The organism is Clostridium sp. LS3, assembly GCF_055330225.1.
Window position 1 is genome coordinate 680839 of sequence record NZ_CM143921.1, and the last position, 15442, is coordinate 696280.

11 protein-coding genes and 1 pseudogene are annotated in these 15442 nt (G+C 25.6%); 11 read left to right on the top strand and 1 reads right to left on the bottom strand.

The window, feature by feature from the left end:
- Positions 1-21: 21 nt before the first annotated feature.
- From ACZJV1_RS03210 to ACZJV1_RS03230, 5 genes are all read left to right on the top strand, one after another.
- Positions 22-948, top strand: coding sequence for a cohesin domain-containing protein (locus tag ACZJV1_RS03210; protein WP_463651406.1), 927 nt, complete (start codon positions 22-24; stop codon positions 946-948).
- Positions 949-1360: 412 nt separating this feature from the next.
- Positions 1361-5182 carry a hypothetical protein gene (locus ACZJV1_RS03215; RefSeq protein WP_463651407.1) on the top strand — a complete coding sequence of 1274 codons (3822 nt, stop codon included), beginning with the start codon at positions 1361-1363 and terminating at the stop codon, positions 5180-5182.
- A 401-nt stretch (positions 5183-5583) separates the two neighbouring features.
- Positions 5584-7041 (top strand): transglutaminase domain-containing protein, encoded by a 1458-nt coding sequence (locus ACZJV1_RS03220; protein ID WP_463651408.1) that lies wholly within the window; start codon positions 5584-5586, stop codon positions 7039-7041.
- A 101-nt stretch (positions 7042-7142) separates the two neighbouring features.
- Positions 7143-7553, top strand: coding sequence for a hypothetical protein (locus ACZJV1_RS03225; RefSeq protein ID WP_463651409.1), 411 nt, complete (start codon positions 7143-7145; stop codon positions 7551-7553).
- Positions 7554-7715: 162 nt separating this feature from the next.
- A complete protein-coding gene (locus ACZJV1_RS03230) occupies positions 7716-8834 on the top strand; it encodes an HRDC domain-containing protein (protein WP_463651410.1) in 1119 nt (372 codons plus the stop codon).
- A gap of 526 nt (positions 8835-9360) precedes the next feature.
- On the opposite strand, the gene ACZJV1_RS03235 is transcribed toward ACZJV1_RS03230, so the two are convergent.
- On the bottom strand, positions 9361-10044 hold the full coding sequence (locus ACZJV1_RS03235) for a hypothetical protein (RefSeq protein WP_463651411.1): 684 nt from the start codon (positions 10042-10044) through the stop codon (positions 9361-9363).
- A gap of 303 nt (positions 10045-10347) precedes the next feature.
- Here ACZJV1_RS03235 and ACZJV1_RS03240 point away from each other — a divergent pair, with 303 nt between their 5' ends.
- The 6 genes and pseudogenes from ACZJV1_RS03240 (at position 10348) to ACZJV1_RS03265 (ending at position 15436) form a co-directional block, all read left to right on the top strand.
- Positions 10348-11256 carry a conserved phage C-terminal domain-containing protein gene (locus tag ACZJV1_RS03240; RefSeq protein WP_463651412.1) on the top strand — a complete coding sequence of 303 codons (909 nt, stop codon included), beginning with the start codon at positions 10348-10350 and terminating at the stop codon, positions 11254-11256.
- Positions 11257-11389: 133 nt separating this feature from the next.
- Entirely contained in the window at positions 11390-11614 is a 225-nt protein-coding gene (locus ACZJV1_RS03245) for a DUF1659 domain-containing protein (protein ID WP_411169824.1), read from the top strand.
- A 47-nt stretch (positions 11615-11661) separates the two neighbouring features.
- A complete protein-coding gene (locus tag ACZJV1_RS03250; RefSeq protein ID WP_463651413.1) occupies positions 11662-11880 on the top strand; it encodes a DUF2922 domain-containing protein in 219 nt (72 codons plus the stop codon).
- Positions 11881-12161: 281 nt separating this feature from the next.
- Positions 12162-12293, top strand: a pseudogene (locus tag ACZJV1_RS03255) (DUF2922 family protein); the annotation flags it as partial.
- A 331-nt stretch (positions 12294-12624) separates the two neighbouring features.
- A complete protein-coding gene (locus ACZJV1_RS03260; protein ID WP_463651414.1) occupies positions 12625-14475 on the top strand; it encodes a phosphotransferase in 1851 nt (616 codons plus the stop codon).
- Between the two features lie 4 nt (positions 14476-14479).
- Complete coding sequence (locus ACZJV1_RS03265) at positions 14480-15436, top strand: DMT family transporter (RefSeq protein WP_463651415.1); 957 nt, start codon at positions 14480-14482, stop codon at positions 15434-15436.
- The last annotated feature ends 6 nt before the right edge of the window (positions 15437-15442 follow it).

Here is a 15442-nt window from a genome sequence, read left to right on the forward strand (position 1 = left end):
ACAAATGAATAGGAGAAATCAATGAAAAAAATATTAGTGATATTATTAGCAGTGTTTATGGTTATAGCACCTGTAAAAACTTTTGCAGCGAGTAATGCATCTGTTGAAGTTAATGTTAGTGGAGAGGTAAAAAAAGGGTCAAATATTGAAATATTAGTTGATATAAAGAATATTGATAATTTATATGCAGCATCAATAGATTTTACTTATAACACAAATCAATTGGAAGTAGAAAGTATTAAATCTACAGAGTATATTACTAAGAATATAGATAATATAATGGAGCTTGGTGGAGAAACTGATAAAAATGGTGATACAGCAACATATTCCTTTACATTCCTAGGTGATGTAGATGGGCTTATGGGATCAGGAACTTTAGTTAAAATTAATGCAAAAGTGCTTAATAATGATAAATTATCAGTAACTAAAGACAATATGAAGATAAAATTAGTTCAAAAGGCTGATGGAACAGTAAAAAATTATGATTATAAATTTATAGGTTATAATGGGCAAGATGATTCTAATAGTAATTTATCGAATAATTCGAATGGCAATAATTTATCTAATGATTCAAATGCTGGTTCATCCAATAATAATGTAGGAAGCAATGGTACTAGTAATGAAAAAAATGATAATTCACAAGGCAGTGATAATAAAAAAGTAAGCTCTAATAATAGTAATAATTCTACCAATAATGGTAATGAAGTTAACAAAGATGAAAATTTAAATAAAAATAACGATGAAAACAATTCAAATGGAGAAAGTAGCTCTAATAGTAAAGATAACAAAGAAAATAAAGATAAAAATTCAAATAGTAATGATAGTAAAATTGAAGTATCTAAAAATAATATTGCTAATGTAGCATATGTATTAATAGCTATAGGCGTTGTAGGTGGAGTAGGATACTATTATTACAAATTTAGAAAAAATAAAAATAAGTATAATTAAAAATAGTAGAAAGTGATGGTAGATAAATATCATCACTTTTTTGTTTTAATGCTTTATCAAATAATGAAATCAAAACAAATATTGATATATTTGATTTAGTACTATGTACAAAAAGAATAAAATAGATTGCTGATTTTGCTTTTATTAATAAGAAGTGTACTGATTAGATAAAGAAAAATAATATAATAAATATTTTTATATTATTTAGTAAGTTCATAAACTTATAAAAATAAGAAAAAGATTAGGCTGTATCATATCAGATGAGTCATTCAGTATGATGCAGTCTTATTTTAGGTTAAAGTAAAAAGTATGGTTATAAATATACAAAAATTATTATAAAATACAAATATTGATAAAATATTACAAATATATTAAAATTATAACGTAAATAATAATATTTGGAGGGGGATAAATGGCTAAGGTAAAGAAAATAATGTCTTTAATTGTTACATATATATTTGTAATCACAATGACTTTATCCAATTTGGACTATAAGGTATTAGCAACTACATTAAATGATAAAAATTTAGAACTAAAAGCAATTAGTGGACAAGTAGTTGTAAAGGTGAAGAATTTAAATGATACAAGTTATAAAGCCATAATAGACAAGTATCAAGGCAAAGAAATAGAATCTTATGATAATTATTTATTAATAGAATTAGATGATTCTGAAATAAAAGGTTTTAAAGAGGAAATAAAATCAAATCAAAATGTAGAGCTTTTAGAAGATAATACTATTGGAGAAAAGCGTCCAGTATCTTTAGAAGAATTAGCAAGTAAACAAGAGCATGTATTTGATACAAATGCTGTAGATACATGGGGAGCGGCTACTGATACAACTCAATATGCAACTATAACAGAAAGTTCTTCTAGCAATACATTAACAATAAGTGTAAAGGCTCCGAATGGAGATGATGTAATTTCAGGTGATCTTATAATAACTAAAAAATATGGAGAAGATACTAAGAAAGTACCGATTACCTCAGGAATTATATATATGGATAAAAATTTATTGTCACAAGAGAATAATTATAGTGTTGTTGGTAAAACAGGCAAGGATGAATATATCCTTTATGGTGATATAAAAATAGATAATTCAACTGCGGAAATTAAAGGAGCATCATTAAATAAGACTAAATTTAATATTTCTATACCTAATAATAAAAATTCCAGTTTAAATTTTAAAATATTAAAAAAGAAAAGTGGAATAGAATATTATGATATGGATATGATTAGTGAAGATTATTATGGAAATTCTTCAATTAATAGTTTTCTTGAAAAATATAATAATAAAAATATTTATATTGATGGAAGCGAGTTTTTAGTTGAAGCTTATTGTACTGACTACAATAACTCTAATAGGCGTAGACATATGTTAGCACAAGTCGCTAATAATGAAACAACTAATATAGACTTAGATTATAATAATGTTGCTCAAATTTTGCTAGAAAATCATGAAGGTTATAAAGTAAAGGATATTAAATTAGGTAGTAGTTGGGCTACATTAGAAGTAAATAACTCAGATTATATAAGTAAAAATGTATTTGATAATTATAGTTTTCAGGTAGTAAATAATAACTCTAAAGATTACGAAAGTTATAAGTATGTAAAGAAGCTATCAACTCCAATTAATACAGATAGTTATGATATTAAATATGGAGAACCTTTAAGATTAGTAGCTGAAACATCAGATAATCTATTATTTACTCAGAATATGAAAATTACTGCTAATTTATATTTATATGATAAGTATGAAAATTTAGTAGGTTCTGATCTTATTAATGATAAATACATTAATAAGATAGTTGATGGAAAGAAAAAAGAAAAAAGTAGGGTATATCCTAAAGGTGGGAATGGATATTATATAGTAAATAATTCTTTATATGAATTTGGTAAGAATATAGATGTATTTTATAGTCTAGATTTTAACGGAAGAATATTTGAATCTAATACTATTAAATATACTTTGGATGAATCAAAATATAAAATTATTCCAGCGAAAGATCCGTTGGGACAACCGTTGGTTAGTAGTGATATTGGTATTGGTAGCTATAAAATAATTGATGGCTATTTTTACATTAGAAATGATGAAATTAATAATTCATCCCGTAAGTATACTATTAAAGGATTTAATGCTGCTGGAGATAGAGTTAAATACCAAGATTATTCTATAAATAAAGATACTAAGGAAATAATGGATAGCTCTCTTATTGGATATACTGTCAATTTAGATAAAAATAGCTTTAAAAATATAAATACTATGAAATTTATCCTGATGAAGAAAGGTAATGCATATTACGATTCAGATACAGATAGCTTCGAAAAAGATTTTGATGAAATAAAACCATCCTTCAAGTACTTTATAAAAGCAGATAACTACGACCTAGCTGTTGAATCAAACAACTCAGATACGATATATCTTACTTCAAGCAAAATAGGAAAAGATAATATAGTATCTAATATAGCTAATAATGCAAAAGTTAATGTGAAAATTAAGTCATCTAAATATCCTGTAGATAAACTATATTATTCATTCTATAGTGATTCTTATAGTTTTAATTCACTTGATGTTAATAAAAATATTTTTTTAGCGCCAAATACTTTTTATATAAATAGAGGATCAATTCATAAGGAATATGATAATGGTACTAAAAGTGAAGACATAGAAATTAAGGATTCATTTATCAGTAATGAAGGTAAAAACATTATGATAGGAAGTGAAAAAACATATAATGTTAAATTAAATGACCTATTATATTTAAATGAGAATGATACTTTAATTGAAAGTTATAGTTTTAATGATGAATATGGAAATAAATTAAGTGGAGCAATTAATTATACAATTAGATATAAAGGAAATAATTATGATAGTGGAGAAATTAATAATATAAATTCATTGCCAAGTGGTATTAAAGAGGGAGTCTACACTGTAGAATTAACTATTAATAAAGATAGTAATAATCCAATTAAAATAACTCAAAATAATATAAAAGTCATACCAAGAGATAAGGTTATATATCAGACTAGTGTAAATGTGGCTTCATATAAGTTATATAAAGGAAGTAAAGAAGTCGATGCTAGCTTCAATAATAGTATTGGTCCAGTTATATTACAAAATCCTAATATTATTAATGGAGAAGATTATAGATATAACTATTTTGGAGTTTCATATTATTCACAATATGGGAAAAAAATGGTGGGTATAAAAGATAATAGTGAGACTGCATATGTTAAAGAAGGAAAGCTACATGTTAATAGTATTTATAATGACGAAGTATCTTGGTATAAGATAACTAATGCTAAAAGAGTATCCGTTTATGGAAAGGATGGACTGAAAGTAGAAAATATTCTTGCAGAGGATTCAGAAGTTCAATTAAGGCTACTTAAAGGACAAGTTTACACAATAGAGGCATTAATAGAAGATAATTCAGGGATATATTTAGTAAGTAAAAACTTTATTGCTGAGAAGACAGGTTATGAGTATAGGCTTATTAATTTTGATAAATCATCATTAAAGAAGGTAACAGTTGAAAGTAGTGCAAAAGGGAAATTAGCTACACATAATTTAACCTTATCATATGGAAATGGAAAGAAGTTTGAATTTAACGAGGTTTCGGATATATCAAAAGGATTATATTTACCAAGTGGTTCTTATGAAATTAATATGGATTTAGTTAATTACACTTTAGGTCTTTCAAAGTATAAAAAGAATATTGTAGTAGGTTCTAGTAATGTTGTAATTCCTATAGGGAAAAATTTATCTTATGAAATTAACTTAGATAAAAGTGAGTATAATATCAATGAAGAGGTTAGAGGAATAATACATAACTTTAAAGACAATGATGCAATAAAATCATATTTGGTGGACAATAATCTTAGTGATATTAAGATAGATTTAATGCATGGAGATTCAGTTGTGACTTCTTTTGGAAATACAATCCCTAAATCATTAAAAGGAGATTGTATAATTAGAATAAGTGGAGTAAGTGATTCATTAGGAAAAATTGTTTCTAAAAATATTCCTATAGTTATAAATAATAATGGGGATATATTAGTTGGAGATATAAATCTAGATGGATATGTAGACTTATTTGACTTAATATATATTTCAAAAGATATAGATAAGGAAAAGGGAGTAGATAGCTCTTTTGATCCAAGAGTAAATTTAGATAATAGTAATAATAAAATCGATATAGCAGACTTAGCAAAGGCAGCAATGAACTATAGTAAGTAGAGCAAATATATTATTAAGTTAGAGCAATAAATATAAAAAGAGTTAAATAGACTGTTGATAATGTTTTAATTAATAAAAAGTAATGGTAATTAGTTACCATTACTTTTTTATTATTGATAATATCATTTTTTACCAAAAGTATTTATAAAAAAGCATATAATTAATTTATATTATTATATTTAATTATAAAAATAGTCTAAAGATTTAATGGAAATTTAAGATAATAATAATAATAAGTTTTTATACGAGGTCATAGTAAAACAGATGTTAATAAAGATGGAGAAATTAATATAGTTTATTTATTTGATATTGTACACGTATCTAAGAATATTAAATAAGTATAAGTATTGATTCTTGAAATAATATTTGAAAACTATATGATAATTAAAAGGGGAAATATGATGAAAAAAATATTAAGTGTATTAACTATAATTCTAGTTTTAATTAGTAAATCACAGATAGCTAGTGCAGATGTAATAAATAGCAACGAAGCGTCTATGGATTTAAAAGAATACTACCAATATAATGATAGAAATGAATTGGAAAATATTTCGGAAACGGAATTATTAATGGAAGGAAAAGTATATAATGATATAAATACATTGGAGAATGAAATATTAAGCTTTTCGAATATGGAAGCATCAATAAAGGGGAAAATTTATAAATCTTTATTAAATGTTGAAAAAACTATTGATATATCTGATTTCTGTAAGGATACGTATTATTATGATAACAGGGAGATGTTTGCTAAGTACTTTGATACTATATATGAAAATCCAGATCTTTTTTATGCACCTAATAAAGTTAGTATGAGTTATTCTTATGATAGTAGCACTAAAAAATTAACTAAATGTATTTTAAATGTTTCATATCAATATGCTGAATCAGAAATTTTAGAAATGAAGAATATATTTAATGACAAAGTTAACTATATTGTAGAAGAGTATTTGAGTAGTACCAATGATGAGCTAACACTTGAGTATATTATAAATGATTATTTGCTAGATACAGTCACTTATGATTACGATAATTTTTTAAATAACACAATACCAGATGTTTCACATACTGCTTATGGAGCATTGGTAAATGGTGTGGCTGTTTGTGATGGATATGCAAAAGCAGTAAAGGTATTAGCTAATAAGCTAGGTATAGAGAGCGGTATAATTACTAGTTCAGAAATGACTCATGCTTGGAACTATATTAAGATAAATGATAAGTACTATAATCTTGATGTTACTTTTAATGATCCAGTTCCAGAAACTAATAAGAGAAGATATACTTATTTTAATAAATCAAATAATGAAATGAGTACAAGCCATACTTGGAATAAAAGCGAATATCCAGAATGTAGTGATGAAAGCTTTAAATTTTTAAGGAATTTTAATGAGAATGATATATCTAGAGTTAGTGATAGAATTTATTATTTATCATCTAATAGGAGTGATATTTATTCCATGGATTTATTAGGAAAAGATAATAAGATAGAGTTTCAGGGGCTATATCCTAGGTATATGGTTAGCTATAATAATACATTAAATTTTTTAGATGAATATAAAGTAAAAAGTTATAATATTAAAACTAAAGAATTTAAAACATTATCTGAACCAAATTATAATGTAAGTGGATTATACATAACAAATAATATTTTGAATATAAACTCGCCTAATACTGAGAGGCTTTCTTTAAAAATAAATGAAGACTTTAATAATGATAGCGTTGTAGATATAGAAGATTTAAGTAATGTATCATTAAAATATGGATTATCTAAGGGTGACATTAATTGGAGAGATAAGTATGACTTAAATCTAGATAATATTATAGATATTTTTGATTTAACTATGTTAGCAAAGAGGTTATAATGGAATTTTTAGTAAAATGGAGAAACTGATAAAAATGGTAATATGGCTACATATTCATTCACTTTTTAGGTAATAAAAGTGGGGAAAGTGGTTCTGGAACGTTGGTTAAGATAAATTATACGGTCAAAAATGATAATAAATCTTCTATAGATCAAGATAAAATGGAAATAAAATTAGTAAAAAGATCAGGAAATGATGTATTAAATCATGAGTATAAGCTTAATGGTTACAATATTGGGACAAACAACGATAATAATATAAATGATAAAACAATAGTCAGAATGAAAGTAGTGATTCTAATAGTAACAATAATTCAGAGGAAGAAAAAAATTCAAATAATCTATCAAATAATGAAAGAGAAAAAAGAAAAGGATATAGATAAGGAGAATAATAAAGACACTGATAGTAATCAAGATAAAAATATTATAAGTATTACATTATTTTCATTAGGTATAGCTTTAGTTATAGGGTTAACAATATTAGTTACTAAAAAATATAAAAAGAAACATTAGAAAATATATGATTGAATTATAATTTAAGGGGGATATTGTTGGATAATAAATTTATTTGGAAGAGAAAATGATTATTAAATTAATAATTATACGAATATGCTAAAATAGCAATAAATGATCTTTTAAATAGAATTTTATATAAAATCTTATGAGAGGTATAAAATGGCTTTATTTAATAAAATAAACAAACCAATATTTTTAAAGGAAGAAAGTGATGTAAAATATTATATATCAAAATTAAATGAGTTATATAATAATTCACCAGAGCATTTAAAAAATAAAATAGAAAAAGAAATAAAACTTGCTACATTAGGTGAGATTGGAGAAAAAAACATAGCTTTTGAACTTAAAAATGGTGGTATTCCAATGTACATAATTCATGATGTATGTTTAGAATTTGATGGATTAACAGCACAAATTGATTATATAGTAGTAACAAGAAAAGTTACATTTATAATTGAATGTAAAAATCTTATAGGTAATATAGAAATTGATTCTCAGGGGAATTTTATAAGAACCTATAACTTTAATAAAAGATTTATAAAAGAAGGGATATATTCTCCAATAACACAAAATGAAAGACATATAAATGTAATTAAGCAAATAGGAATAAATTCTAAAAGGAATATTATATCTAAAGCATTATTTGAAAAGTATTTTAATGATAACTATAAATCAATTGTTGTATTATCTAATCCTAAAACCATTTTAAATTCAAAATATGCTAAAAAAGAAATTAAGGAGAAGGTTATTAGAGCAGATCAACTTAATAATTATATAAAAGAAGTCAATAATAAATCCAATACAATGTCTTTAAATGATGATCAAATGAAAAATATAGCAGAGAGGTTGTTATCTTTACATAAGCCTAATAACTCATATTATTTAAAAAAGTATGGTGAAGCAATAGAAGCTTACAATAATAAAAATACTGAAGAAATAACTTCTAAAGAAACTATTGAAAATTCATCCAATTTTAAAGATATTGTTAAAGAATTAAATATTGAAAACAATGCTTCTAATATAAATGATACCAATAGTAGTAATATTAGTAGCAATAGTATGCATAGTGAAGTATTAATAAGAGCATTAAAAGATTTTAGACTTAAAATAAGCAGAGCAGAAAATACGAAACCATATATTATCTTTAGTGATAAGCAAATGCATAACTTATTAGAAAAAATGCCAAAAACAAAAGAAGAGCTTAAAGAGGTTTCAGGTTTTGGTGATGTTAAAGTTGAAAAGTATGGAGATAGCATTCTTAAAATAATAAATAAGTAAATTAATATTAAATAGATATAATAAGGTGTTTTATTATATCTATTTTTTTATATTCTTCAGATATTTTTTGGAAATTACAACAATTGCATATATATCAGTAAAAATATCTTTGGTGAGAAGATTAACTTAATAGTGAGAGAGGTTAAAGAAGAAATTTTAGATGCAGATATTTCTTTAATTTAAAGAGTATACCTACAGGGGAATATAATAATAATTTATATAGTGTTATGGTAACATATACTAAAAGAGCAGAAACAAAGTATTATGTTAATGCAGCTAATGGAAATATATATAGTGTAGTAACTGGAGCTAAAATAAATTAATACTAATTTAGATATAGCATAAGGTTAAAGGAGAATGAAAAAAACGATAGCAGAGTAAAAGCTATCGTTTTTTATATTTATTAGGACAGTAAATAGATTTGTGTAATTCTTTTTTATGCTTACGTGCCAACAAGTAAGATTTACTTATAGGTAACATTAAAATGATATCTATAAGGTAAAAGTATGAAAATATAAATAATACATTAAAGTGACCATTTATAAATAGTTCCACCTAACTCCATTTCTAGGTAAGTAGAATCACTATTAGTTATTGCTATAAATTCTTTTCCAGTAGCATTTCTTCCTTTGCCTATAGCATATGTTCCAGCACCTTTTGAATTAGGATATGTCCTACATTTAGTACCATTAGAATCATAGAATTCAGCTTGGTTATCTAAGAAGAAATCTAATTCTTCCATGCTGATGTTCTCCACAGTGTAATTTATTTCAACAACATTTTTCACTTGATCAGCAAATTGATTTCTTTCACTAGTTAACTGAACACTATTGATTGTCAATGCAAATTCTCCCTTAGAACCGTATTTAAATACTATTCTTTCCCCTATTTTATTAGCTTTTTTAGCTTCTTCTTCTTTAGCAAGTTTTTCTGATTCAGCTTTTTTAGCAGCTTCTTCCTTGGCTAATCTTTCTTTTTCTGCTTTTCTTTCATCCTCCTTCATATTAAACCATGGTTCAGCTTCATCTACTTTTGATTGTAGATCATTGATTGTATTGTTTTTATCTGACACTTCACTCGATAAAGTATCTACAGATTGTTGTAATTCTGAAATTTTTGAAGAGTTTGAGAAAATAATGCTGCCAAAAATAAAGCAAATTATTCCTATAACTGCTCTATTTTTTAAAACTTTTATAAATTTTTCTTTCATTTTATTACTCCCTTATGAAAATATGTCAATTAATATATTACCATATAAATCATGTATTGTAAATATATGTTTAAAATGCGATCCAGAAAAATGGAAATTATTATGATATATAATAATATTAGAAGTGTATATTTCAGAACAGCAGATAGTATCAGACTGAAACATCTGCTGTTCTTTTTTGTATATTAGAGAGAACTGGAATAGTTGTGACAAATAATATAAAAATATTTTTCTCAAAAAGTTAAAACATCAGGTATTTATTAGTTGAAGGATAAAATAATTATTTTAAAGGGGATAGGATTTATGCAATATTCATTTTTAGGGTTTTCAGTTAAAAAGATTATGAAGTTTGATTTAGATGTTAAGGATTTAGCTATACTTAGATATTTTGATGATTTTAGAGATAGTGGAAGGATGAATTATGAAGTTATTGAAGGTGAAAAGTATTATTGGGTTAGTTATCAAAGTTTTGCAAAGGAAATGCCTTATTTAGGATTAGAAAAGAGATCAATTATGGCTAGGATGTTAAAGCTAAGAGATTTAGAGATATTAGATCATTATACTAAGAAAGAAGGAGGAACTTTTTCTTACTTTAAGCTTGGTAAAAGATTTTATGAGCTTTTTGATGATAATAATTTGCAAAATAATGCTAATGGTGTCTTTAAAAATGATGATACTGTTTATAAATTAGAAAAGGAAAAGCCTTGTGATGATGAGGTTATCTATAAAAATGATAAAGGGCTATCTACAGAAAATGATAAGAGGTGTACATCAAAATGTTCATCAAAGACTAATCTATTAAATAATTCATCTACTATAGATACTAATATATATAAATATATAGAAGAAGTTAAAAAAATAATTGTATATTTAAATTCAAAGGTTGGAACTAATTATAAAGAAAATAACAGAGCTACTATTATGTTAATTAGCAATAAGCTCAAGGAAGGTTATGATATTGATGATTTTAAGACTGTTATTGATAAAAAGGTGAAGACTTGGAAAAATAATAAGTTTGAGCAATATTTAAATCCACAAACTTTATTTGGAGATAAGTTTGAAATATATTTAAATCAAAATATTATTAAAGAAGAGCAAAAGAATAAAGACTATGAAGATTATAGATTCCATAAGAAATTAAGATTTAATAATTTTATAGGAAGAGATTATGATTATGACATTTTGGAAAAGCAGCTTTTAGGGTGGGCGTAAATATCAGATGTGCTCATTTGATTAACTTATTTCAAATTGATAATAGGAAAATTAATAGTAATTAAAATCTTTTTATTAATTTTTTAAAAACCTATCATGTCTGCATATATAGATTAATGAGGAGGTGATAAACATGGCAGCAAGTTCAGTATTAGTAGGAAACAATTTAGCAGTAAGATACCAAGTTGGTGTTAATGCTAAGGGGAAGGATGTTTTTAAGGAACAAAGCTTTAAAAACATATCAGCTACTGCAACAGATGAGGAGCTAGTATTATTATCTGATGGCATAGAAAAGCTTTTAGATTTTAATATTGGTACAATTAAAAAAGAGCAAACTTTTGTAATAACTAGAGGATAGTAGGTTAATAGTAGTTATTGCAAATAATAAAGAAAGGGGGAAGGGGAATGATTCAAAGAACTGCTACTATGGCATTTAAAGATGTTTCAGGAAAGAAGCTTAACTTAATAGTTAGAGATGTTAAGCAAGATGTTCAAGATGCAGATATTTCAACACTTATGGATTCTGTTATAGCTAAAAAGCTTATAAAAACAGAAGCAGGAGATATTGCTGAAAAATTTGCTGCACAGGTAGTTACTAAAGAAACGACTAAAGTTACACTTTAGTTTCCAGAATTTTGGACCAAAGGGGAAACAGGAGGGGTTACCCAATAATTTTCTCTAGAATATAATTATTTTCCAAATATAAACCAAGTATTGAATATATTTAAAGGGGGTCGCGTTTCGTGACACCCTTACTTTTTACTTTCTTTTAGTAACTCTAAGAGTGGAGAGTAATTTTATGGAGACTTGGGGTGATTATGATTCAAAGAACTGCAACAATGTCATTCAAAGATGTCTCAGGAAAAAAATCTTAACTTAATAGTTAATGATATAAAAAAGATGTTCAAGATGCAGATATTTCAGCACTTATGGATTCCGTTATAGGAAGAAATTTTATAAAAGCAGAAGCTGGTAATTTAGCTGAAAAGACAGCAGCTCAAGTAGTTACTAAAGAAACAATTAAAGTGGAACTTTAGATAAATTAGCAGTTTAATTATTAATATAAGGATCTGTTAGACATTTTACTCTAACAGAGACTAATATTAAAATAAAGGCTTTCTTAAAGTAGGTTATCTATTTTAAGGAAGCTTTTTAGTTTTGATATTAACGAGGATATGGATAATAATAGGGATATTCAAGAGATTTATAAATTTAATATTTATTAATTTAAGCTGATTCAAGAATAAAATACGTATGTATTAATATAGAAAATTGTGAAAAATATAGATTACTAACAAATTTATTCTTGAATGTAGAAAGTGTTTATAGTAAAATATTAATGTTCAATAAATGAACAAAGGAGGGTTTATGAAGAGTATATTTAAACTATTAAAAGAAATAAATGAAAATCCAGGAATTAATCAAAGAGCATTAAGTATGAAATGTGAAATTTCATTAGGAAAAGTAAATTCGTTGATGGAAGATTTGGATTTTAATAACCTTATTACAAAAGAGATTAATGGAAGAGAACATAGGTATTTTATTGACACCAAAGGTTTAGAATACTTAGAAAAAGAATTAAAAGTTAATCATAATATTCAATTAAAGCTTCATAGAAATGATATTAAAACTATTAATAAGGCTATAATACTATCAGCAGGAAGAAATAAAAGTTTTGATATTCCTGTTTCAATGTTAAAGATAAAAGAAATTACTTTAATTGAAAGAATGATTGAAATACTACAAAGAAATGGAATTAATGACATTATAGTAGTAACTGGCTATAAATCTGATTTAATTAAAGAACAGTTAGGAAATAGTGTAACTATTGTTGAAAATCTAGATTATAAGTGGACAGGTACTATGGCTTCTCTTTCCAAAGTTAATGAGTATATAGAGGATGACTTCTTACTTATAGAAGGTGACATAGTAATTGAAGAAAGTGGGATAAAAGAGATTATTAATCATAAATTAAGAGATTGTATATTAATAACTGCAGAAAGTGGTTCTGGAGATGAAGGCTTTGTAGAAATAAGAGAAAATAAAGTATATAAAATATCTAAGGATATAGCTCAATTAAATAAAATTGATGGAGAGATGATAGGAATAAGTAAAATATCATATGAATTCTATAATAAGATGATGGAATTGTATAAAAATAATAAAAATCCATATATGAATTATGAATATATGATGTTAGATGTTTCTAAGACTTATTCATTGGGGTATGTAAAAATAGATAATTTGTTGTGGCATGAAATAGATACAGTAGATCACTATAATTATATAACATCAAAATTATTAAATAAGATAGAAAAAAAAGAGAGTTCTATTTTATTAGAAAATTTACGACAAGTAGTTTGTGAGTGTATGTATATTAATATAGATAGAATTCAAGAGATATCTCCTATAGGGGGAATGACTAATAAAAATTACAGACTACGTATTGATGATGAATTATATGTATTAAGAATTCCAGGTAATGGGACAGAGGAAATGATAAGTAGAGCAGATGAGATTAAGAATGCTGTGTATGCCAATAAAATAGGGGTAGATGCAGAACTTGTTTATTTTAATGAAAAAACAGGTGTTAAGATATCTAAGTTTATAAAAGATGCTGAAACATTAACTCCAGAAGCAGCTAAAAAACAAAGTTCAATGAAAATGGTAGTAGATATACTGAGAAAATTACATGCTTCTAAATTGGAGATGGATAATAGCTTTGATATATATAATAAAATAGAAAAATATGAACAGCTTTTAATTAAAGTGAATGGAAGTAATTTTGAAGATTATTATAAAGTAAAGGATAAGGTATTATACTTAAAAACAATAATGAATGAGTCAGATATAGAATTAACGCCTTGTCACAATGACACTGTTGCAGAAAATTTTATAAAAAGTGGTGATGATAATATTTATCTTATAGATTGGGAATATGGTGGGATGAATGATCCTATGTGGGATTTAGCTGCATATTGCTTAGAAAATGGACTCTCTCAAGATGAAGAAGAGTTATTTTTAAATATATACTTCAATGGTGATGTTGAAGAAAAATATAAAAAGAGAATTCTAATAAATAAAATTTATCAAGACTTCTTATGGAGTACTTGGACGAATATAAAAGAGGCAAAAGGCGATGATTTTGGAACTTATGGAATAGATAGATATAATAGAGCAAAAAGTAATTTGGAAATAATATTGAGTAGTATGGAGTAGATATATGTTATATGGATTATTGTCTGGAATATTATGGGGATTAGATACGGTTTTGCTTGGAATTGCTTTAGCAATGACGCCTTTTGTATCAACGGAACAAGCTATATTTTTAGCTCCATTTGTAAGTACATTTTTGCATGATACATGTTCATCTATATGGATGGTACTGTATATGAGCTTTAAGAAACAACTGAAAAAAACTTTAATTGCTGCAACAACTAAGAGTGGGAGATTTATAGTATTAGGAGCTCTTCTGGGTGGACCAATAGGGATGACAGGATACTTGCTATCAATTAAGTATATAGGATCAGCTTACACAGCTATAATATCATCTTTATATCCAGCCTTTGGGGCATTACTTTCTTATATATTTTTAAAAGAAAAAATGAAACCTATATCCATTATAGGGCTATTTATTAGTATTTTAGGAATAATTATTTTAGGATATACCCCAGGAGGAAATGTCTCTAATTTATATTTAGGATTTACCTTTGCCATAATTTGTGTTATTGGATGGGCATCAGAAGCTGTAGTATGTGCTTATGGGATGAAAGAAGAAGAAATTACACCGGAGCAGTCTTTACAAGTAAGACAATTAACATCAGCTATAGCATATGGATTTTTAATTATACCAATTGTTAAAGGCATAAATTTTACAGTAAGTGTTTTACCTACTAGTGCAACAGGGGTAATAATATTAACAGCATTAGCTGGAACTGCATCATATGTATTCTATTACAAAGGGATACATAAAATAGGAGCTACTAAGGCAATGTCATTAAATATAACCTATTCAGCATGGTCAATATTATTTGGAATAATTTTATTAGGAAATTCAATTGATTTCAAGTCAATAATTTGCTGTATACTTATTATGATTGGTTCTATAATGGCAGCTGGAGATATTCAAGAGATATTAGATATATTTAGAATTAATAAAAAAATAAACACAAATAATTAAGGAATA

What these genes read in the sequence shown, in the direction of transcription:
- ACZJV1_RS03235 (WP_463651411.1), bottom strand. Translation starts at nt 10,044, where the DNA reads ATGAAAGAAAAATTTATAAAAGTTTTAAAAAATAGAGCAGTTATAGGA.
- ACZJV1_RS03260 (WP_463651414.1), top strand. Translation starts at nt 12,625, where the DNA reads ATGAAGAGTATATTTAAACTATTAAAAGAAATAAATGAAAATCCAGGA.
- ACZJV1_RS03240 (WP_463651412.1), top strand. Translation starts at nt 10,348, where the DNA reads ATGCAATATTCATTTTTAGGGTTTTCAGTTAAAAAGATTATGAAGTTT.
- ACZJV1_RS03245 (WP_411169824.1), top strand. Translation starts at nt 11,390, where the DNA reads ATGGCAGCAAGTTCAGTATTAGTAGGAAACAATTTAGCAGTAAGATAC.
- ACZJV1_RS03210 (WP_463651406.1), top strand. Translation starts at nt 22, where the DNA reads ATGAAAAAAATATTAGTGATATTATTAGCAGTGTTTATGGTTATAGCA.
- ACZJV1_RS03215 (WP_463651407.1), top strand. Translation starts at nt 1,361, where the DNA reads ATGGCTAAGGTAAAGAAAATAATGTCTTTAATTGTTACATATATATTT.
- ACZJV1_RS03220 (WP_463651408.1), top strand. Translation starts at nt 5,584, where the DNA reads ATGAAAAAAATATTAAGTGTATTAACTATAATTCTAGTTTTAATTAGT.
- ACZJV1_RS03250 (WP_463651413.1), top strand. Translation starts at nt 11,662, where the DNA reads ATGATTCAAAGAACTGCTACTATGGCATTTAAAGATGTTTCAGGAAAG.
- ACZJV1_RS03230 (WP_463651410.1), top strand. Translation starts at nt 7,716, where the DNA reads ATGGCTTTATTTAATAAAATAAACAAACCAATATTTTTAAAGGAAGAA.
- ACZJV1_RS03265 (WP_463651415.1), top strand. Translation starts at nt 14,480, where the DNA reads ATGTTATATGGATTATTGTCTGGAATATTATGGGGATTAGATACGGTT.